General features: G+C 42.9%; 18 protein-coding genes. 6 read left to right on the top strand and 12 right to left on the bottom strand.

The genetic code is table 11. From position 1 onward, the window contains the following. Positions 1–76: 76 nt before the first annotated feature. Positions 77–1,519 carry a PTS transporter subunit EIIC gene (locus tag LKE53_11370; GenBank protein ID MCH3973334.1) on the bottom strand — a complete coding sequence of 481 codons (1,443 nt, stop codon included), beginning with the start codon at positions 1,517–1,519 and terminating at the stop codon, positions 77–79. A 589-nt stretch (positions 1,520–2,108) separates the two neighbouring features. Here LKE53_11370 and murQ point away from each other — a divergent pair. From murQ to pdxT, 6 genes are all read left to right on the top strand, one after another. Continuing rightward, on the top strand, positions 2,109–3,020 hold the full coding sequence (murQ, locus tag LKE53_11365; protein MCH3973333.1) for an N-acetylmuramic acid 6-phosphate etherase: 912 nt from the start codon (positions 2,109–2,111) through the stop codon (positions 3,018–3,020). A gap of 39 nt (positions 3,021–3,059) precedes the next feature. Then, positions 3,060–3,896: a MurR/RpiR family transcriptional regulator gene (locus LKE53_11360; protein MCH3973332.1), complete on the top strand. Its 837-nt coding sequence runs from the start codon at positions 3,060–3,062 to the stop codon at positions 3,894–3,896. A gap of 17 nt (positions 3,897–3,913) precedes the next feature. After that, positions 3,914–4,765 (top strand): Cof-type HAD-IIB family hydrolase, encoded by an 852-nt coding sequence (locus LKE53_11355; GenBank protein ID MCH3973331.1) that lies wholly within the window; start codon positions 3,914–3,916, stop codon positions 4,763–4,765. Positions 4,766–5,149: 384 nt separating this feature from the next. Further along, positions 5,150–6,157, top strand: a complete 1,008-nt coding sequence (locus tag LKE53_11350; protein MCH3973330.1) for a PLP-dependent aminotransferase family protein — start codon at positions 5,150–5,152, stop codon at positions 6,155–6,157. Between the two features lie 82 nt (positions 6,158–6,239). Then, complete coding sequence (gene pdxS / locus LKE53_11345; GenBank protein ID MCH3973329.1) at positions 6,240–7,115, top strand: pyridoxal 5'-phosphate synthase lyase subunit PdxS; 876 nt, start codon at positions 6,240–6,242, stop codon at positions 7,113–7,115. Position 7,116: 1 nt separating this feature from the next. Then, complete coding sequence (gene pdxT / locus LKE53_11340) at positions 7,117–7,749, top strand: pyridoxal 5'-phosphate synthase glutaminase subunit PdxT (GenBank protein ID MCH3973328.1); 633 nt, start codon at positions 7,117–7,119, stop codon at positions 7,747–7,749. A gap of 897 nt (positions 7,750–8,646) precedes the next feature. Here the strand turns inward: pdxT and murJ are convergent. The 11 genes from murJ to LKE53_11285 form a co-directional block, all read right to left on the bottom strand. Beyond that, on the bottom strand, positions 8,647–10,296 hold the full coding sequence (murJ, locus tag LKE53_11335) for a murein biosynthesis integral membrane protein MurJ (protein ID MCH3973327.1): 1,650 nt from the start codon (positions 10,294–10,296) through the stop codon (positions 8,647–8,649). A 248-nt stretch (positions 10,297–10,544) separates the two neighbouring features. Continuing rightward, complete coding sequence (locus LKE53_11330) at positions 10,545–11,282, bottom strand: glycosyltransferase (GenBank protein MCH3973326.1); 738 nt, start codon at positions 11,280–11,282, stop codon at positions 10,545–10,547. A gap of 1 nt (position 11,283) precedes the next feature. Then, positions 11,284–12,261: a glycosyltransferase gene (locus LKE53_11325; protein MCH3973325.1), complete on the bottom strand. Its 978-nt coding sequence runs from the start codon at positions 12,259–12,261 to the stop codon at positions 11,284–11,286. A gap of 7 nt (positions 12,262–12,268) precedes the next feature. Further along, complete coding sequence (locus LKE53_11320; protein ID MCH3973324.1) at positions 12,269–13,663, bottom strand: hypothetical protein; 1,395 nt, start codon at positions 13,661–13,663, stop codon at positions 12,269–12,271. A 15-nt stretch (positions 13,664–13,678) separates the two neighbouring features. Then, positions 13,679–14,407 (bottom strand): WecB/TagA/CpsF family glycosyltransferase, encoded by a 729-nt coding sequence (locus LKE53_11315; protein MCH3973323.1) that lies wholly within the window; start codon positions 14,405–14,407, stop codon positions 13,679–13,681. Then, entirely contained in the window at positions 14,388–15,581 is a 1,194-nt protein-coding gene (locus tag LKE53_11310; GenBank protein ID MCH3973322.1) for a glycosyltransferase family 4 protein, read from the bottom strand. The genes LKE53_11315 and LKE53_11310 overlap by 20 nt, the downstream gene beginning before the upstream one ends. A 19-nt stretch (positions 15,582–15,600) precedes the next feature. Continuing rightward, positions 15,601–16,740 carry a UDP-N-acetylglucosamine 2-epimerase (non-hydrolyzing) gene (gene wecB / locus LKE53_11305; protein MCH3973321.1) on the bottom strand — a complete coding sequence of 380 codons (1,140 nt, stop codon included), beginning with the start codon at positions 16,738–16,740 and terminating at the stop codon, positions 15,601–15,603. A gap of 6 nt (positions 16,741–16,746) precedes the next feature. Next, positions 16,747–17,880 carry an NAD-dependent epimerase/dehydratase family protein gene (locus LKE53_11300; GenBank protein MCH3973320.1) on the bottom strand — a complete coding sequence of 378 codons (1,134 nt, stop codon included), beginning with the start codon at positions 17,878–17,880 and terminating at the stop codon, positions 16,747–16,749. A gap of 57 nt (positions 17,881–17,937) precedes the next feature. Then, complete coding sequence (locus LKE53_11295) at positions 17,938–18,984, bottom strand: polysaccharide biosynthesis protein (GenBank protein ID MCH3973319.1); 1,047 nt, start codon at positions 18,982–18,984, stop codon at positions 17,938–17,940. A gap of 158 nt (positions 18,985–19,142) precedes the next feature. Continuing rightward, positions 19,143–19,619, bottom strand: a complete 477-nt coding sequence (locus tag LKE53_11290; GenBank protein ID MCH3973318.1) for a VanZ family protein — start codon at positions 19,617–19,619, stop codon at positions 19,143–19,145. Continuing rightward, on the bottom strand, positions 19,616–20,329 hold the full coding sequence (locus tag LKE53_11285; protein MCH3973317.1) for a capsular polysaccharide biosynthesis protein: 714 nt from the start codon (positions 20,327–20,329) through the stop codon (positions 19,616–19,618). Before LKE53_11285 ends, LKE53_11290 begins: the two co-directional genes overlap by 4 nt. Positions 20,330–20,377: the final 48 nt, after the last annotated feature.

The following is a 20,377-nucleotide window of genomic DNA, read 5'->3' as shown; positions in this document are numbered from 1 at the left end:
TTTATCTGCTCTGCACATCTACTTTTTTGCTGAAGCGCTTCAGATATTTTTCTGGTCTTTGGCACTGCCGCAAACTTTAGTCTTCATTATCTCCATAAATTTCGTTGATGCGCGTTTCATCGACACCAAAGAAATATGTCAGAAGGAAACCGCAGAGATATGCTGCAGCGATTGAAATAACATATTGCAGCTGCTGTCCCGGTACAACAATCAAAAGCCCAAACAGGCCGGAAACGCCCTGAGAAACTGTACCAATGTGGAACAAAGAAGCCAAAACGCCGCCGACACCTGCACCAAGGCAAGCAGTAACAAACGGTCTGCCAAGAGGAAGTGTAACTGCATACATCAGGGGCTCACCAACACCGAGGACACCTACAGGAAGAGAATCCATCGTCATCTTCTTCAGCTTCTTATTCTTTGTCTTCATTGCAATAGCAATGCCTGCACCGACCTGGCCGCCGCCTGCCATCATCAAAATCGGCAGCAGGTAGTTAATGCCCTTTGTAGGACCGGCAGGATCATTCAGCATTGCATGGATAGGTGTAAGTGCCTGATGAAGACCAACAGAAACCATAGGCAGAAAACCAGCAGACAGCAGATATCCGCCAACTGCACCAAGGTCTTTATAGAAAAAGTCCAGTACAAAATAAATGCCGTTTGTAAGCCATGTGCCGATAGGCTGCAGTACAATAACTGTAATCAGGCCGCCAAAAACAACTGTTAACAGCGGTGTGAAAAATGTATCAAGGATATTCGGCATAATTTTCCGGATTCCTCTTTCCAAATAGGCAAAAAGGATTCCTGCAATCAGAGCGGAAATCAAGCCGCCGTTGGCGGGGTTAAAGACCTTGCCCGTCAGCGGAAGAAGGATCTGCTGGCCGCTGGCCGCTTTCGCAATCAAAGGCATCAGCGGGTGAACCACGAAATACGAACCAGCCAGTGCACCAAGAATGGGGGAACCACGAAACTCTTTTGCCGCATTCATGCCCACAAAAATAGGCAGATAAAGGAACAGTGCCCAGCCTATTACATGGATTGTCTGATACCACCATACTCCGGCAAAAGCATTCTTTGTAGAGACATTGATAACATTAATAATACCATTGATCAAACCAGCAGCAATAATACCGGGCAAGATAGGAATAAAGACATTTGCAATGTGCTTTAAAAATCTTTGTACCGGTCCGTCGTGTTTTTTCTTGTTAGCTGCCTTGTTTTCCTTTGCAACTGCTTTAACATCGGTTGTATTGTCGGCGTTGTCTGCGCCCAAGGCTAGTCCTGTGAGCTTTGCAAATTCATCGCCGACTTTTCTGACTACGCCCGGGCCAAAAACGATCTGCAGATTCTCCGACTGAACAACGCCAAGCACCCCATCAATTTTTTTCAGGGTGTCCATATTGACTTTGCTTGCATCACGCAGACTCACCCGAAGCCGTGTCATGCAGGTCATATTTGCCACAACATTTGCTTTCCCCCCAATTGCAGTTAGTACCTTTTGAGCTGTTTGTTCATAATTCATAATTTCTTCCTTCTTTCTCTGTCGAATTAGTCAATTTTTCCTTTCGCTCATATCCATAATTATAACTAGTTAATTTCTTTTGTCAATATTATTTCACAAATTTTTGATAAATTTATAAAACTTTATTTTATATGCCCTCAATAATATTGAAGCGATTATATCGAATTTCTCAAAAACATGTTTTTTCTCTATACTGCTATGTAAAATCATAATTCAGTGGAAAATAAAGCTTTTGCCCTATTTTTTAGAAATCATTTCCACGCATCTAATCTTTTTCATGCATTTTGAGTTCTGTATTAAATAAAATAATGTCGTAATCATTAAAAAATTAGTTGCTTATTTCAAAAGATATTTTTCTTTATTTTTCGTTTGAGATTTCCGTATTTTCTCTGTTTCTACTTCATGCTTTTCTTTTTCCCCACTATTTTAAAAATATTATTTACTATTTTATATAATTATATTGAAATAATATTTTATTTTGTTATAATGAAGTAGAAGAAATACAAACGCAGCGTATCTTGATTTTTTACAAATTCCGATGCTGCTTTTAGAATGCAGACAACAGACAACGGTAAAGGAGACCTTAACTATGCCAATTAACTTAAATGCGCTGGAAACAGAGCAGTCAAACCCAAACAGCAGAGATATTGATACCATGGATACCATTCAGATTCTGCATGTTATCAACCATGAAGATCAGCAGGTTGCAGGAGCAGTTGAAACAGTCCTCCCCAAAATAAGTGAACTCATCGACCGTATTGCACCCAACATGGCCGAAGGCGGCCATGTCATTTACATTGGTGCCGGCACATCTGGTCGTCTTGGTGTCCTAGATGCCAGTGAATGCCCGCCAACCTATGGCGTTGATCCAAACCTGATAAAAGGATTGATTGCCGGGGGGTATGGCGCTCTTTTAACCGCAAAAGAGGGCGCAGAAGATGATATGGACCTCGCAGCAAAAGACCTGATGAATGCCGGCTTAACCGATAAAGATACCGTTATCGGTCTTGCTGCCAGCGGCAGAACACCTTATGTCATTGGTGGTCTTGATTATGCCCATTCTATCGGCGCACTCACCGGTGCCATCAGCTGTGTCACAAATGCCCGCATTTCCAGCCATGCAGATGTGAAAATCGAAGCGATCGTTGGCCCAGAAGTTATCACAGGTTCCACTCGCATGAAAGCCGGTACTGCACAAAAAATGATTTTAAATATGATTTCAACTTCCTTAATGATTCAGTATGGCAAGGTTTATCATAATCTTATGGTAGATGTACAACCTACCAACGAAAAGCTCATTGAGCGCGCAAAACAAATCATTATGGAAAGCAGTGGCTGCTGCTATCAAGAAGCCGACAAGTACCTCGAAAAAAGCGGTTCTAATGTAAAACTCGCAATCTGTATGACAATTACACACCGCTCTAAAGAAGATTGTGATATAATACTGAGAAAGGCCGGCGGAAATATTTCCAAAGCAATTCATTCTTTAACTGCGGAATAATTTCCTGTTTTATTTACTTGAAATCGGGGTGATGCATAAATGAGTTGTGTTTACAAAATCCGCACCGGTATGGGCAGCTATACCAGTACAGAAAAGAAAATTGCAGATTACATTCTTCAAAACAAAAATGAAGTGATTCAAAATTCTGTGCAGACTCTTGGCGAACGCATCGGCGTTTCTGCATCTGCAGTGATTCGATTTTCCCATAAAATTGGATATAAGGGATTTACGGCATTAAAAGTAGACCTCGCCAGAGACAGCAGCAAAGAAGTTTTGGATTTTGATGATGTCATAAAAGAAAACGACTCTATGGACGTCGTTGTGCAAAAGTCAAAGAACTTAAGCAGCATGCTTTTAGAGCAGACATACCGACTGATTAATTTTGAAAGCCTGGAAAAGGCCGTAAATATTTTGCTGAACTGCGATACTGTGTATCTGTTTGGCATTAGCGGTTCCGGTATTGTCTGTATGGACTTTATGGAAAAGCTGTCCCGCATTAACCGCAGGGCGGTTTATCACAGCGACTTTCACAATCAGCTGGCCGCTGAAGCACATATCACCTCGAAGGATGCCGCTCTGGCTATCAGTTACGGCGGAAGAACACATGATGTAAATACCGCAGTAAAATACGCAAAAGAGCATGGTGCCGCTACAATCGCGATTACACAGTTCAGCAAGACGCCGTTATGTAAGCTCGCTGATATCAATCTTTATATTCCAACCACTGAGCGTGAGCTGCGTCTGGGCGCTATCGCTTCAAGAAATGCGTCTCTTGCCATAACAGACCTCTTGTATCTGGGCCTTGCAAAAGAAAATATCAGCTTAACAAAAGAGTACTTGGTAAAAACAAAGGAAATCATCAATCAGATAAAATAGCAGCATGGGGGGTCCCTGTGAAGATTAAATTAATTGCTCTGGACTTGGATGGAACGACCCTTTTAAATGACCATAAAAGTATTTCTGAGCGAACAAAAAATGTACTCATAAAGGCAGCCAAACAAAATATTCTGGTTGTTCCAACAAGCGGCCGTATTTTAACCGTACTGCCGCAAGCTGTTCTTTCTGTTCCTGGTATTCAATATGCTATTACTTCGAATGGTTCTCTTGCTTATCAGCTAAAAGACAAAAAAGTTATCTATTCTAACTATATTCCTAAGGAAAAAGCTCTGCAGCTTCTTCGATTGCTTCCAGAATCTTCATGGATAGAAGTTTGGTCTGAAGGCAATATCTACATAGAAAACCGCTTGATTAATAAGAAAAACGAATATCCACAAAACCCTTTCCACCTAGAAGTTCTCAAAAAAATTGGTGTTCCTGTAAATGGATCTCTCCGGGATCCCGAGCTTCTGCCAGAACGGATTGAAAAAATCAATCTGCCGACTTTTCCCGATGCTTATTGCAAAACTTTGCAGCAAAAGTTCTACAAAGATTCCCGCTTTTCCATTTTGCAAACCCAGCATGGCTTTGAAATAATGAATGCAGTCTCAACCAAAGCGCAGGGACTGCACGGCTTTTGTGATTGGCTGAAAAAGAATGGAACCACCTTAAAAAAAGAGAACATCATGGCTATCGGTGACAGTGAAAATGATATAGAAATGCTTACAGAATGCGGCATTGGCATTGCCATGGGCAATGCTCCAGAATCGGTACGCAAAGCTGCTGACAACACTACAGACACAAACACAAAAGATGGCGCTGCCCTTGCCATTGAAAAGTATGCACTTGCCAACACAAAAGTTCAATAAAGAGTACAACATTTTAAAAAAGCCCCTCCATTAAAGTATTTTGTTACAAAAAGGCGCAAAGGAAGAAATCCTTTGCGCCTTTTTGACACATTTTATCACAGAAGTAAAGAAACCCCTTCCCCTTCTATATAACAATGTTTTCCATCGAAATTGTCAAACCTAATATTTCCCAAATAATTGAATTTGGTGTATAATATGCACTGCTTTCTCTATCTTCTGTCCACACCGGCATACCGCCAATGGCTTTGAAAAAAGCCGTAAAGAAACCTTGTAAAGGAGCAACCTGCAATCATGAAATACACTATTTTTAAGCAAAGCGATAAGCCGGCTTATTTGCAATTATACAGCCAGCTGCGCAATGATATTGTATCAGGCGCATATCCTTTGGGCAGCAAATTACCCTCGAAAAGGATTCTGGCAGAAGAAATGGGGCTAAGCGTCGTTACTGTACAGCACGCCTACTCTCTTTTGGGTGATGAGGGCTACATAGAGTCCCGGCAGCGCAGCGGATACTTTATCATTTATCAGAAAAGCGACTTTATGTCACCCGGAAAAGATGCTGCTTTGTGCGCCGCTCCCCCAATACACAACCTCGCGGCTTCAGCCACGGGATTTCCCTTTTCTGTTGTGGCAAAAACGATGAGAAAGGTTTTGTCTGACTACGGGCCGTCTATCTTTGAAAGATCTCATAACAAAGGGTGCCTGCGACTTAGGGAAGTAATCTGTACGTACTTGAAACGGTCCGTGGGTATCACCGCTGACCCGCGGCAAGTAATTATCGGTGCAGGTGCCGAGTATCTGTACAGTCTTGTTGTACAGCTTTTGGGCAAAGACAAAATTTACGCATTGGAAAAACCATCTTATCAAAAAATACAGCAGGTGTACAAAGCCCACGGCGTTCGGTGTGAACTCCTTGATTTAGGTGCAAACGGCATAAAGACTTCCCTGCTAAAGGCAACGAATGCTGCTGTTCTGCATATTACGCCCTTTAACAGCTATCCAAGTCACATCACTGCAAGCGCACCAAAGCGTCAGGAATACCTGCGCTGGGCTGCAGAGCGGCACGGCTTTCTCGTAGAAGATAATTACGACTCGGAACTGACAATATCTAAAACGAATGAAGATACCGTGTTTTCTCTGGACAATAGCGGCCGTGTCCTGTACATCAACACTTTTTCGCAAACCATATCCCCCTCTGTGCGCGTTGGATATATGGTGCTGCCGCCCTCTATGGTACCGCGCTATGAAGAAAGGCTCGGTTTTTATTCCTGTACCGTTCCTGTATTTGACCAGTACGTATTGGCAGAACTGATAAGCAGCGGCGATTTTGAGCGGCACATAAACCGAGTGAGGCGTAAAAAAAGGAAGCAGTTCCGTAATCTGGATACATAAAAAGAATCCGTTTTGAATATTTACATATAATTGAGTTCTCGTATAATATTTGTAACCATTATTATACAAGGAGACGGATTTGATGGAAAACAAAAGATTTGAATTAAATAAAAACCTTGCGCAAATGTTAAAAGGCGGCGTCATTATGGATGTCACTACTCCAGAGCAGGCAAAAATTGCCGAAGCGGCCGGGGCCTGTGCGGTAATGGCTCTTGAGCGGATTCCCGCCGATATTCGTGCAGCAGGCGGCGTCTCTCGCATGAGCGACCCCAAAATGATTAAAGGGATTCAAAATGCAGTGTCAATTCCCGTCATGGCAAAATGCCGTATCGGGCATTTTGTAGAAGCACAGATTTTGCAGGCTATCGAGATTGATTATATTGATGAAAGTGAGGTCCTTTCTCCTGCCGATGACAAATATCACATTGATAAAACCGCGTTTAACGTTCCTTTTGTCTGCGGTGCAAAGGACTTGGGAGAAGCGCTCCGCCGCATCAATGAGGGCGCGGCTATGATTCGCACCAAAGGAGAGCCGGGCACCGGCGATGTTGTACAGGCTGTTCGCCATATGCGCATGATGCAGGGGGAAATCCGTCGCATTAGCGCTATGGCCAGCGATGAACTGTACGATGCCGCAAAGCAGCTGCAGGTTCCCTACGATTTAGTGGCCTCCGTCCATAAAAACAAGAGACTGCCTGTCGTCAATTTTGCCGCCGGGGGAATTGCTACGCCTGCCGATGCAGCCCTGATGATGCAGCTGGGCGCAGAAGGCGTATTTGTCGGTTCCGGCATTTTTAAATCCGGCAATCCAGAAAAGCGTGCTGCTGCTATCGTCAAGGCAGTCACCAACTTTACCGATGCAGAACAAATTGCGCTGCTTTCAGAAGACCTAGGGGAAGCAATGGTGGGAATCAATGAACAGGAAATAGACCTGCTCATGGCAGAAAGAGGAAAATAAAATGCGTATCGGCGTTCTTGCTCTGCAGGGAGCATTTATCGAACATGAAAAAATGCTTTCCGCTTTAGGGATTGCGTCCTTTGAAATCAGGCAGGTGAAAGATATGCAGGCTCCTTTTGACGGATTGATTATTCCCGGCGGTGAAAGCACCGTACAAGGAAAGCTTCTGCGGGAGCTCGGGCTATTTGAGCCCCTACAAAAAAAGATACAAAATGGGCTGCCGGTATTTGGCACTTGCGCGGGGCTTCTGCTCCTCGCAAAAAACATAGATAACGACAGGCGGCTCTATCTTTCTACAATGGACATAAAAGCAGTACGAAACGCTTATGGCAGACAGCTGGGCAGCTTTGAAACTGCAGCTGCATTCAAAGGAATTGGAACGCTTCCCATGACGTTTATTCGCGCACCGTATATTGCGTCTATTTCTGACAATACAGAAGCATTAGCACAAGTGGGCAGCAAAATTGTGGCTGCCCGGCAGGGGAATCAGCTTGTCACCGCGTTTCACCCAGAGCTGACCAAAGATTTGCGTGTACACCAATATTTCGCAAAAATTGTCAAACAAAATCAGGAGAGGAGCAATGCTCCTTCTGCAAATAGAGTGATCGAAAGCGATTCTGTAAAATGCAGCTAAGCGATTGAGTTCCCCTGTATACACACATATGCGTATGCTTTGTTTTCTTTTTTGACAAAGATCGAACAGCAGGCGTTTAACCTTTAAAACAAAGCCGTACAGCAAACTTTATCTGCTGGGGAAAGGCAGACTACCATACAATGTATGCGAACAAGGTGCGAAAACAAGCTGTTCAAATCAGATTTAAAAATGATTCTGAAAAATCCCAGTTGGATATCTAGCAGCGTAAGGGCGTATCCTGAATTTTGTGTAAAGGCTGAGATCGGCGTAAAACAGAGCTTGTGAATTTTATATAGCCACAGAAGAGCTGTTTTGGAATGGACGGATATTGCTTGTCCCGATACTCTGTAAAATTGTTGCAGAGTATCTTTTCGTCTAATGGATCTGCTAGGCCATGCTAACCAAAACTTTTAAGACAATATCGACATAATAAAGGCTGCTGTCTAACTCTACGAAGAGGATGGACGCTGCCTTTTATTTTACTTGTTATTCCCTCATTTTTTGAGCCTTTGTCCATAGCTATATTACTGTTTATATACGGTTTGCAGCTCCATTGATACCCGATCTTCCCACCCAGCACAGGAATGCTTGGCTTTTTAATCCGTACAACAGCATTTGCAAGCATCGCCGTTTTTGCCGCTTTTCCTTTGAGTAGAAAGAAAAGCAAGTGAGAAACAACCCAGCAAGAGGTTTCCTATATGCAAAAAGAGAGGCAACCCTACCGCTAGGATTGCCTCAGATCAAAGTGAGAAAAAAGCACCTACAAAAAGTAAAGCCAGCTATAAACTCTCTGGCCTCACAAGAGCAGACGCGCTCTGCTGTACAGCAATTTGCAAAATTTGCCAGCCTGCACACGCGTGATGCACTGCCGCCATTTCATGTGATAAAAATCAATTATCACTGCTTAACATCTTTCTTTATCTTATGCAGGCAGCTGGTTATGTATCTCTTCCAAATGCTCACCTTCATATTTTGCATACAGACACTATAAACTAGGATTCCTATTACAGCGCAAATCAAAAAAGACAGGTTGCCGCTAATCTGCGGCTGCAGCAGCCGATAAACTGGCAGACAGACCGCACACATCAAGCCTGTTGCCGCTATCATTTTCAATAAGTCCTTTCGGAAGTCAGGTAAAACGAAGGTGCCAATTTTTCGATGCAGCGAAAAAATGAGCAATACTGTCGTAACAATTCCGGACACACTGGTTGCCACCGCAAGACCAATATGCTTTAGCGGGCCAATCAGCAAAAAATTCAATATGATATTTATACCTAGGGCCAGCAAAGAATTGACCATCGGTATTTTCCCATCGTTGAGCGAGTAACAAACCAATTCCAAAAGATTACTAACATGTGGAAAGCTAAAACCAATGGCAAGGAATTTTAAGTACTCACTGGTTATTTGTACAGCCTGCTCATTGAATTGACCGCGCCGAAACAGGATGTTTACCAATGGACCAGAGAAGCAGAAAAGCGCCGCTGATACAGGGAGCATAATCAAAAATACCATTGTCATGCTTTCCGAAAGATACTTTTTTAACTTCTCCTTATCGTGGTTCGCTGCGCATTTTGAAAGTTCTGGATAAATGACTGTCGTTACGGGGGAAATACAGATCCGCCCGATTGCTTCATTTATTTTATCGGCGTAAATAAGCGCCGACACTGTCCCTGCCACCAAAGTGGAAGCAAAATTCCGGTCAATCATGGTATTGAGTTGAGAAACCATTATGCTAAGATAGATCGGAAAGAACAGCGAAAAGAAAGAGCGCATGTACCCACACTTGAGATTAAAGTACGGTCGAAATGGAAAGTCACTGCGTAAACACCCTATCCATAGCACGGCGGCACTGAGCAGATAACCGATAACGGTACCATATGCCAGCGATGTAACCTCTTGATGTTTAGAGGCAAAAAACAGCGCTGCAAGGATTGGAAGATTGACCAATGCGGGTGCCACGCTGGAAAGAAAAAATTTCCCTTTTATCTGTAAATAGCCATTGAAAATGCTTTGTATGGTAATCGGTATCGATACAACAGCCATAATGCGCAGCAGAATACAAGCGGTTTGAAAGGATTTCTTTTCCAAACCGCTTGCAAACAAAGAAATGCCAACCTGTGGGAAAAGTGCAAGAAGAACAGCCATGGCAATGCCTATCAAGGTGAGCAGTGCTGTAATATTTCCATTAAACTGCTTTAGATGCTTTTTGTCAATGTTAAGTTGTTTTTGATAAAGTGGGATGTAAACGTTCCCGGCGGCCGCGATGATTCCGGCGAGTAAAATATTGGGTATAGAAAATGCCGTCAAAAACGCGTCACTTGCTGCAGATGCACCAAAAACACAAGCGATTCCGATCTGCAAAAGCAGGCCAAAACATTTCACAAAAAGAAGCGCAATAAAGACCGAAATGCCACCCTGTAATAATCTGTTGCCGCCACCCTTTTTCCGCAATTTCTTCTGTCCCCCCAATGTAGCTTTGTTGCCTGTTCTCAGTTGCTTTTCATGCGTATTTTCGTTATAAGGATGGCAATGCTGCTCCAGTGCCATTTTACGGTATACCAAAGTACTTTTTGTTTCCATGGCAGCTGAAAAATCGGATAGTCTTTCAGGACACTGGAAACCATCGGGTCACGGCATATTTGGTTCATTTCTTCATGAAGATCGCCTGTAAAAATCTTCGCTTTCTTGGCTGCTACAAGCGTTTTGATAACACCAATCATCCCATTTAGAAAAGTGGTTTCAATCCTCTGCTGGCAAACGGGCGCAATCCTCTGGCTTTCCGCAAAGGACATTAGCTACCGGTAAAGTTTTTTTACCATCTCAAACCTGTCGCTGCGATAAGAACTTGTAAGAGAATTGATCTCGCGCTTTATGTATAAATACGGCGTATCAGGAATAATCTGAATGATTTCAGCATGGCAGCAAGTCTTGAGATTAAAATCTAAATCCTCTGAAATATTGTCGCTTCGTTCCGAAAGGAACCGAATTCCAGCTTTTTGAAGCAGCGCAGCATGGTACAATGCCGACGTTGACGAGACCCCGCAAAAGACAGTATGCCGGTCGGAAGGGAGCGTCCCTAAAACCTGTGGAATGAATTCCGTACGGATCTCATCGCCTTTATAAGAAAATTTCAAAGGCGGCGTTCCGGCAACCACTCCCTTAGATGAAACATCTTTGCACCCACAGTAACAAATATCGGCTTTACAGCTTTCGGCTGCAGCTAATAATTTTTCATACATATCTGGCTCTATCTCATCATCAGAATCCACAAACGCGAGATAGCTACCCTTTGCTTTTTCTATTCCACTGTTCCGCGCTTTGCCAAGGCCACTGTTTTCCTGATGAATGACCGAAATGCGGCTGTCTTTTTTTGCCCACTCATCGCATATCTGTGGACAACGATCCGGCGAACCATCATCCACCAGAATAATCTCAAGATTGCGATAAGTTTGATTGACAATACTCTGCAAACATTTTTGTAAATACGGTTCCGTTTTGTAAACAGGCACAATAATTGAAATCAGAGTATTCATATTAGTCTTTCCTCCCATAACGAACCCAAACAGCAAGTGGCAGCAAATGGAGCACAGATAAAAGCGTCTCCAGCGCATTGCTGTTTTTTCGCCAGTCATGAAAAGGGCACCGGCGCACCCCCTCACGCAAGTCCGTCAGCACTTCCGCTCTAAGTTGTTTGGGCTTGTTTGGTTCTTTGCTGCAAAGATAAAGATGATAGGCAAATGTATATTCTGATACTTCATACACAGAAAGCGCCCGGCAAACAGAATCCTTTGACCCTTTCAGTGTCAACTTGATTTTTTTTAGAAGTACAGGGATTGCCGCAACATACTGCAGTTTTGGAGCAACTGTCATGGCACCGCCATGTCTCCAGTAACAATAGAGCGGCTCTGGCAAATACGCTATTTTCTCTGCATTTGCAATCATGCGAAAAACCAGCTCGGCATCTTCCTGGAAACAAAGAGTTTCATCAAATTTCAAAGGCAGGTGGTTCCAGTCACTTAATTTCACCAAAAAGTTACAACCGTATAGCGGCATTTTTCCGGTCAGGCCTAAGACCAGTGCTGACTCCGTGGTGAGTAGCTCTGGCGAAATAGCTGTTTCCTTCATTTTCGGCACATGAGCCACATTGACTCTTTGTAATCCGCAAAATACAACGTCGGCCTGCTTTTCCTCCGCCGTTTTCAAAAGGCGCTCATACATCTGCGGCATAACGGTATCATCGCTGTCCACAAACGCAAGGTAAGTTCCTGAAGCCACTGAGACACCCACATTCCTTGCGGCAGAGATCCCTCTGTTTTTCTGATGAACAACTTTTATCCGTTTATCGCGCAGCGCCCAGTTATCGCACATTTGGGGGCAGTTATCTGAAGATCCGTCATCGACCAAAATGATTTCCATTTCCTTTAAGGTCTGATTTACAAGACTGCTCACACAGGCATTCAGGTATTTTTCTACTTTGTAAACTGGAACGACAACGGAAACCTTTGCGCTCATGCTTGTGCTACTCCTCTCCTTGATTATCCGTATTCTTTTGTAAAACATTTTTGGGGGTATTGTAAGTAGAAGAATTGCACCAAAACAGTACAATTGCGAAAGAGGCTATAACTTTTGCATATTCCAAATAATTGTCCCAAAATAATGTGAAGGCAAAAAACAAAATAACGATTTTGGAAAATTTGCTGCTGCTTTTTAAAAGATATCCAAAATGTACGGCTAATAAGACAGTACCAATCCACCCCAGTTCGGATTGTACCGACAAAATAGAGGAAAAAGGAGCCTGTGCCATTCCGCCCTGTCCTGCAAGAAAGACTTTTAAATCCGAAAAAATATTGTTTTGAATGAAGCTGGAAATGTAGATTGGAAAATTTTTAGAATAAGAATCAATATACCACCCTGTACAGGTAATACTCGCACGGGAACATCCCTGCCCGATTCCAGTCCCAAAGACTGCAAAGGTAGGGTCTTCAGACGGTAAAGTGCAAAATACACGCTGATAGATTACAGTTTTCGCGACTCGATGGCTGGCAGAATTTATATTATTCATTTTTAAAATATCATTTACCACCCAAGTTGGATTCACCTGCATCACTATGACAACAGCAATTCCAATCGTCACCAAACCCACAGCTTTATACTTTAGGCGAACCGTCGGCTGCATCAGCACAAAAACTAGAATAGTAAACAAGTATATGGCACAAAGGCCTATGGAGCCTGTACACATGATCAAACCAACACAGATAATATAATAAGCCATATCTTTTTTGCAGAAAGTTTTTAAAAAAGACTGTAGAAAAATGAAAGAAGAAAAAGCACAAAACAGAAAGAATATATTTCCCTGTTTGACACCAAAAGTACCTGCCACCCAATCCATATCTGGCGATGATTTTATGGCTGAAAGATGGGAAGCTGTATAGAAAATCAGCCAAACTAATTGCAGCAAAATAATATCTTTCACAGTTTGTTTAATATGTATTTGTAAAGTGGGTGTAAATTCAAGATGTGAGAGCAAACAGCAAACAGCCGGTATTGCACAAAGATATATACATACAAAGAGGGAATTCATCCACGGCGTTTTGCAAACCAACATATTCCCTATCAGATAAACCACGGTTACTACCACAAGCGGAGCCGGAAACACATGGCGCTTAACCGGATTGAAAACAGCAAAAAGCATTGCAAGAACAACAACCGCTATAATAACGTAGTTATTCGGAATAATGATGCTGTATAATATCAATTCCAATAAATGATCGGCAGTAATCTTATGTGTGGCATTCATCAACAGGCGGGCACACAGCAAAGCAAAGGGAATCCAGAGGAACACCTGATGAAAAGTAACCGAATATGCAATGACAAAAGGAACCCACAGCAGAAATTGTTTTGAAACTCGCAGCATGAGTTGAACACTCCATTAATGAATTAGATAAAAGATAAATTCTAAGTTGGTTGCAAAGTACCGCTTGAAAAGCCGCCTTGGCTCCTGCATTAAGCGATAAAGCCATTCCAGGCTACAGTTCTGCATCCATTTTGGGGCCTCTGGAACAATGCCCGCCAACACATTGAACGCGCCGCCTACTCCCACCATAAGGCCCTGAATTTTTCCTTTCATTCGTGAGCAAAAGAATTCCTGCCGCGGTGCTCCTAGTGCTACCCAAACGAAATCCGGATTGGTTGAGTTAATGCGCTCAACAAGCTGTTGCTCCTCCTGGGGAGTCATATCCCGAAAAACAGAGGGCTCACTCCCCACAATTTTCACCCACGGATAGTCTACCGCAAGCTTTTGCAGAAGTTGGTCCAAATGTTCCCGCGTGTTTCCATAAAAGTAATGACGGAGCGGTCTGACTTTGGACTCTTCAAAAATTCGCCGCATGAGATCAGGCCCTGTGACTCGGCCCATTTCCGGATATTGTTTTTTGCCGAGGACAGAAAGCGGTTTGCCATCTGGTACAGAAAGAAATGAATCTTTCTGTATTTTGAGGTACTCCGGATGATTGTGTGCCATGACTGTCGTATGTACATTAGAAACACAAATATAATTTCCACACGCGGCTTCCCAATTAGCAAAAATATTCTTTATACAGCTTTCCATATTCACAGCAGAGATTGGTACGCCAATAATATTAACCCGCGGTTCTCTCATGATTTGATTCACACACCTTATCATATATGTGCTTTAATATTTCGTAATTTTTATCTGGAGTATAAAACTGCTCATAGGCACGACGTGCGTTTGTTCTAAATTCCGTGTTTTTTCTCTCAATGTTCTCAATTTGCCGTATAAAGTCTTCTGCATCATAGAGCTTATATAAACAGCCCGCTTTCGCGTTTTGGACAATATCTGCAGAATTCCCTATGTTTGAGCAAACAACTGGTGTCCCCGCGGCAAAGGCTTCTATTAATGTCATACTAAAGCCTTCATACCATTCACTCGAAAATATCATGGCCTCCGCTGTGCTCAATTCTTTCAAAATTGTTTCCCTGTTTTGAAAGCCTTTAAAAATAATTTTAGCATTCTTGGCAGCGGCATTTTTGACCTGTGGTTCCATTGCACCAGACCCGAAAATCACTAATTCTCTTCCTTTGGCCTTTGCCCAAACCTTTAGCAAAAAGCCAATTCCTTTGCTTTCGTCGAGTCTGCCAACGAAAACATACCTTCTGTGATGGATACATTTCTGTGGTGCAGGCTGTATATTGACATACTCAAAATTTGGTTTTACAAACTCCGTTTTCAGATGGGTGCCCAAAAGCTTTTGAAACTTTTGGCGGTTGAATTCCGTTAAAAATATGTAATGGATTTTTTGATAGGTACCCATCTTTCGGTGCAGCCAAAGCATATTAACAACAACTGCTGTCTGTAATTTTGATTGACGGTAACAGCCGTGCTGAATAGCACAGTGGAGGCCATTGTTTACACAATCTTCGCATATCTGCCCATTGCGGTAAAAGATTCCGCATGGGCACAAAAAGCGGAAATTATGAATCGTTTGAAGGATCGGTATGCCGCAGCTTTGGGCGGCGTAATAAATGGAAGGACTTATGAGCGGGAATGTGTTATGACAATGAACTAAGTCTATATGCTTTTCTTGAATTAGCGACTTTGCTTCCCGGAATGTTTTAAAAGAAAATACTGTTGTAAAGGGCAAAAGCAATTTTTTTGTCAGTGAAGTATCTAATTCATGATTGTCGCGGGTATATGTATATACTTCATGTCCATGTTCCTGAAGAAGACGCCGTTCATTTTCATAAACCGTGTGTTCGCCTCCACCAATTTTATAAAAATTATGAACGAGAAGGACTTTTTGTTTGCTTTCCAACGGATTCATCCTTTTCTATTCAATATTTTTTCCAAACTGTTTTGTTGACGATGCCCGTATAGCTCTGGATGATTTTTACAACTTTTGTCGAAACAGATTCCATATAACACGGTACAGGGGTGCCGATATCCCCATTCTTGTTCATGGCAATTGCCGTTTCCACAGCTTGTTCGACTCCGCCCTGTGAAATACCCGCTAACACAAAGCAGCCTTTATCCAATGCTTCAGGGCGCTCTGTAGAGGTGCGAATACATACGGCGGGGAACGGATGACCCACACTGGTGAAGAAACTGGATTCTTCCGGCAGTGTCCCGGAATCGGAAATGACACAATACGCATTCATCTGCAAATGGTTGTAATCATGAAAACCCAAAGGTTCATGGAGTTTCACGCGCGGATCCAGCTTGAAATGCCGAGCGGCCAAATATTTTTTGCTGCGCGGGTGGCAGGAATACAAAATGGGAAGATCGTATTTTTCCGCCAAGGCATTGATGCTTGTAAACAAATCTACGAAATTCTTCTCTGTATCAATATTCTCTTCTCGGTGTGCGGAAAGAAGCATATATTTCTGCGGCTCTAATTGCAACCGCTCAAGAATATTGCTGGCTTCTATCTGTTTAAAATTTGCATGCAGCACTTCGGCCATAGGGCTGCCTGTAACAAAAGTACGTTCTTTGCAAATACCCTCTGCATTCAAATACCGGCGGGCATGCTCAGAATAACATAGATTCACATCTGAAATATGGTCCACAATACGCCGGTTGGTTTCTTCCGGCAAGCATTCATCAAAGCAGCGGTTTCCTGCCTCCATGTGAAAAATGGGAATATGAAGGCGCTTGGCTGAAATTGCGGCTAAGCAGCTGTTGGTATCTCCTAAGATCAACAGCGCATCCGGTTTTTGCTCTGTCATTAAGGTATAGCTTTTTGAAATAATGCTGCCGATCGTTTCTCCCAAATTTTTCCCTACTGCATCTAAATAAAAATCCGGTGCACGCAGGCCCAAATCTTCAAAAAAAACCTGATTGAGGCAATAATCATAATTTTGGCCTGTATGAACCAGTATCTGGTCAAAATACTGATCGCATTTTTTAATGACAGCCGACAAACGGATAATCTCTGGCCTTGTACCGATGATCGTCATAAGTTTGATCTTTTTCATATTTTTTCACACTTTCAGCATAAAAGTATCCGGGTTTTGTGGGTCAAACGGCTCATTGACCCACATAAAAACAGCCGCATCTGTGCTGCCGGTATTTTCAATATTGTGCGTATAGCCAGTAGGAATATCAATGATCTTCATTTCTTTACTGGAAGTAACAATTTCATATACTTTGTCCGTACCCAGTTTGCGCAGCCGCGTGGTGCAGGTACCAGATACGACCAGATACTTTTCTGTCTTAGAATGATGCCAGTGATTTCCTTTTACAATACCCGGATGTATGATATTTACACTGAACTGACCGCGCTCGGGTGTGCGCAAAATTTCCGTAAAGCTGCCTCGCTGATCAGCATGCATGGTAAGCGGGTAAAAAAAAGCTTCTTCCGGAAGATAAGATACATAGGTGCTGTAGAGCTTTTTTTCAAAGGTGCCTTGGGCTAAGCTGGGGACAGCAAGTGTTGTGCGGCTTTCTGCAAACTTTTGAATGGTTTCAGCTAAATGTCCAAGAGTCGTCTTATGTACCGGATGAATATGGCAAATAGGGCGCGGCGATGAATCTTCACTGACTTTTCCATCCATTGCCTCTAAAATGCACCGAACAACATCATCAATATAGACAAGCGGCAATTCATAGTCAGGGTCCCGCACCTGGATTGGCATTCCATGTGCGACATTATAGCAAAAAGTAGCCACTACACTATTGTAATTTGGCCGGCACCACTTTCCAAATACCCCTTCCATGCGAAATACGTAGACTTTAGACCCCAGCTTTTCCCCATGAGCAAAAACAGCATTTTCCGCTTCCAGCTTGCTCTTTCCGTAATCATTATCAAGCGCTGCCTGTGTACTGGAAGTTACCAGCACAGGGGCGTGGCTGCCGGCTTCTTCCAAATTTGAAAGAAGCGTTTCCGTAAGGCCAGCGTTGCCAACATAAAATTCAGACGGGTTCTTTGGGCGGTTGATACCCGCCAAGTGAATCACAAAATCTGCGCGTTTGCAAAATGCTTTCAGTGTTTCAGGCGTATCCTCTTTTTCAAAGCACATCAAATCTTTATAACCGGCTGCCTTTAAGGTGGCAACCAAATTTTTCCCCACAAATCCCCCTGAACCTGTAATTAAGATTGGTGATGATTGATTCATGTATGTGATTCTCCTTTAAGGCATTTTTTCTAAACTGTCTTATTCGTTCCTTGCTGGCTATTTTTTATTTTTCCACTCAGCTAACTGTTCCCTTATGTAATCTGTGGTCAGTAATTTTTGTTTGGTTTCCTCTACATCAAGCCGTCTGGTATTGTGGCTGGTGTAGGATTCATTTGCCATCGTCTGCACTTCTCCCTTTACCACAAACTGATCATAATTGAGGTCACGGCTGTCAGCCGCTACGCGATAATAGTTTCCCATATTTTCACTGCGCAGACGCTCTTCACGGGTCATCAATGTTTCAAAAAGTTTTTCTCCGTGACGTGTGCCAATGATACGGGTTCCCGTATCTCCAAACAATTCCTGAATAGCTTTTGCTAAGTCATGAATGGTGGAAGCGTCAGCTTTTTGGATAAACAAATCACCCGGATTTGCATGTTGGAAAGCAAACATCACTAAGTCAACCGCTTCATCCAAATTCATCATAAATCGCGTCATATTGGGGTCCGTAATTGTAATCGGGTGATGATTGCGAATCTGATCTACAAATAATGGAATAACACTGCCGCGGCTGCACATGACATTCCCATAGCGTGTGCAGCACAGTACCGTCCCGTACGCTGCTGCAACGCGAGCATTCGCATATACGATATGCTCCATCATTGCTTTTGAAACACCCATTGCGTTAATAGGATAAGCTGCTTTATCAGTCGATAAGCAGACAACATTTTTTACATGATTATGAACAGCCGCATGGATGACATTATCTGTACCAATATTATTTGTGCGCACAGCCTCCATCGGGAAAAATTCGCAGCTAGGCACCTCTTTTAATGCCGCAGCATGAAATACATAATCCACTCCGGGCATTGCGTCATTCAGCGACTGTATATTTCGTACATCCCCAATGTAAAATTTTACTTTGTGAAAATATTCGGGGTATTTTGCCTGCAATTCATGGCGCATCTCATCTTGCTTTTTTTCATCGCGAGAAAAAATGCGTATCTCATGAATTTCAGTAACCAGAAATTTTTTCAGTACGGCATGGCCAAAGCTGCCGGTGCCGCCCGTAATCATCAGTGTTTTTCCTTTGAAAACAGGCATTGCTTGCATTTCTTGACTCTCCCCAATTCTTTGAATATTTTTTTAATAAAAAGGTCAGTTTTCGTGTGTATTTTTCAATATAAAAATCGGAATATTTCCATACCATAGTGGTGATCCACAGCAAATCAAAAACACTCACCATTCGCCGCAGGCTTAAATCAGCTTTTTGTACGTTTCCTTCTCTTCAGCAGAAGATTCAGCAGCAGTGCAGCAAAAAAGGCGCCTCCTGTATCAAGGAGGACATCCCAAAAGGAAGCTGTTCTTGCAGAAACAAAAATTTGATGGATTTCATCGCTGCAGGCAAACAAAAAGGACAAAAGTGTCACACACAGAATGCCCTTCTTCAGGAAATGCTCTCTCCGGAAAAAAGAAAAACAACTTAAGCAGAGCCCCAGTAAAAAATACTCTGTAAAATGTGCGCATTTTCGAATGATCAAGTTGATATTCTGAGAATCAGGAACACGAAAATGTCCTTTTTCTAAAAGCCTGCAAATAGAGTTGGCCAAATATCCGCTTAATGTATTGCTTTGTGAGAACGTCTGACTGGAAAAACAAAAAATCATAACCAGACAAACACAGGCTAACCCCAGAAAAAGAAATGGAAGTTCCATTTTCGTTTGCTTCTTTTTTTTCATTTCGATAGAAACCACTCCTGATTGTCTAAAAGCCACGAAGCCAGGCTCTTGAATCGATGGTTGACTTGATAATGCCTCTTTTGCAAAACTGTATTCACAATATTAAAATCTGGCGGCCGGCTCTCACAATGATGTGAATCAGAGCCGATAAGAACCGGCTTATCGGCTTCATACAGTTCCTTCACCAATTTTATTCCGTCTTTTGTGGCAAAGGCGGCAGCATTTATTTGCACAATGACTTCCGGAATTTGAAGTAGCTCCCGTAAAACAGCAGGGCGATACCAGAGGTACCTTTCGAGATGTGCCAACACCGGTACCACAGAAAATCCGTAGTGGATATTTTCGATTTCTTCCATAATCCATGGCTGATATTCGGCGCGGGGCAATTCCAGTAAGATTGCCGGCAAACCTTCATAACATAAAGGCTGACAATTCTGGCGGGAAAGGCCGGGCTCCAAAGCAACTTCAGCGGCTAACCGCACTTGCGGCAACGCAGCATACTGTTCGTTTTGGGAAAGCGTTTGGTACGCTTTCGCGCGGTTCTCGACGAAATCAGGAACCGCCTGTCGATGCAAATAGAAATGAGGCGTCGCAAAGACAGCATCAACCTGCTGCTGCTGCAAAATAGAAAGCATTTTAATAGAAACATTTTCTCTTTCTGCGCCGTCGTCTATTCCTGGCAGGACGTGCAAATGGAAGTCAGTCCACATACTGCAAGCTTTCTCCTAACAGGATTTAAAATCCACCTTAATTTTTGC

The organism is Oscillospiraceae bacterium (genome assembly GCA_022483045.1).
In the GTDB taxonomy this organism is placed as follows: domain Bacteria; phylum Bacillota; class Clostridia; order Oscillospirales; family Acutalibacteraceae; genus Caproicibacterium.
Note: the sequence above shows the minus strand (reverse complement) of the source record. Positions and strands in the feature narration are given on the sequence as shown.

What these genes read in the sequence shown, in the direction of transcription:
- LKE53_11370 (MCH3973334.1), bottom strand. Translation starts at nt 1,519, where the DNA reads ATGAATTATGAACAAACAGCTCAAAAGGTACTAACTGCAATTGGGGGG.
- murQ (MCH3973333.1), top strand. Translation starts at nt 2,109, where the DNA reads ATGCCAATTAACTTAAATGCGCTGGAAACAGAGCAGTCAAACCCAAAC.
- LKE53_11360 (MCH3973332.1), top strand. Translation starts at nt 3,060, where the DNA reads ATGAGTTGTGTTTACAAAATCCGCACCGGTATGGGCAGCTATACCAGT.
- pdxS (MCH3973329.1), top strand. Translation starts at nt 6,240, where the DNA reads ATGGAAAACAAAAGATTTGAATTAAATAAAAACCTTGCGCAAATGTTA.
- pdxT (MCH3973328.1), top strand. Translation starts at nt 7,117, where the DNA reads ATGCGTATCGGCGTTCTTGCTCTGCAGGGAGCATTTATCGAACATGAA.
- murJ (MCH3973327.1), bottom strand. Translation starts at nt 10,296, where the DNA reads ATGGCACTGGAGCAGCATTGCCATCCTTATAACGAAAATACGCATGAA.
- LKE53_11330 (MCH3973326.1), bottom strand. Translation starts at nt 11,282, where the DNA reads ATGAATACTCTGATTTCAATTATTGTGCCTGTTTACAAAACGGAACCG.
- LKE53_11325 (MCH3973325.1), bottom strand. Translation starts at nt 12,261, where the DNA reads ATGAGCGCAAAGGTTTCCGTTGTCGTTCCAGTTTACAAAGTAGAAAAA.
- LKE53_11320 (MCH3973324.1), bottom strand. Translation starts at nt 13,663, where the DNA reads ATGCTGCGAGTTTCAAAACAATTTCTGCTGTGGGTTCCTTTTGTCATT.
- LKE53_11315 (MCH3973323.1), bottom strand. Translation starts at nt 14,407, where the DNA reads ATGAGAGAACCGCGGGTTAATATTATTGGCGTACCAATCTCTGCTGTG.
- wecB (MCH3973321.1), bottom strand. Translation starts at nt 16,740, where the DNA reads ATGAAAAAGATCAAACTTATGACGATCATCGGTACAAGGCCAGAGATT.
- LKE53_11300 (MCH3973320.1), bottom strand. Translation starts at nt 17,880, where the DNA reads ATGAATCAATCATCACCAATCTTAATTACAGGTTCAGGGGGATTTGTG.
- LKE53_11295 (MCH3973319.1), bottom strand. Translation starts at nt 18,984, where the DNA reads ATGCCTGTTTTCAAAGGAAAAACACTGATGATTACGGGCGGCACCGGC.
- LKE53_11290 (MCH3973318.1), bottom strand. Translation starts at nt 19,619, where the DNA reads ATGAAAAAAAAGAAGCAAACGAAAATGGAACTTCCATTTCTTTTTCTG.
- LKE53_11285 (MCH3973317.1), bottom strand. Translation starts at nt 20,329, where the DNA reads ATGTGGACTGACTTCCATTTGCACGTCCTGCCAGGAATAGACGACGGC.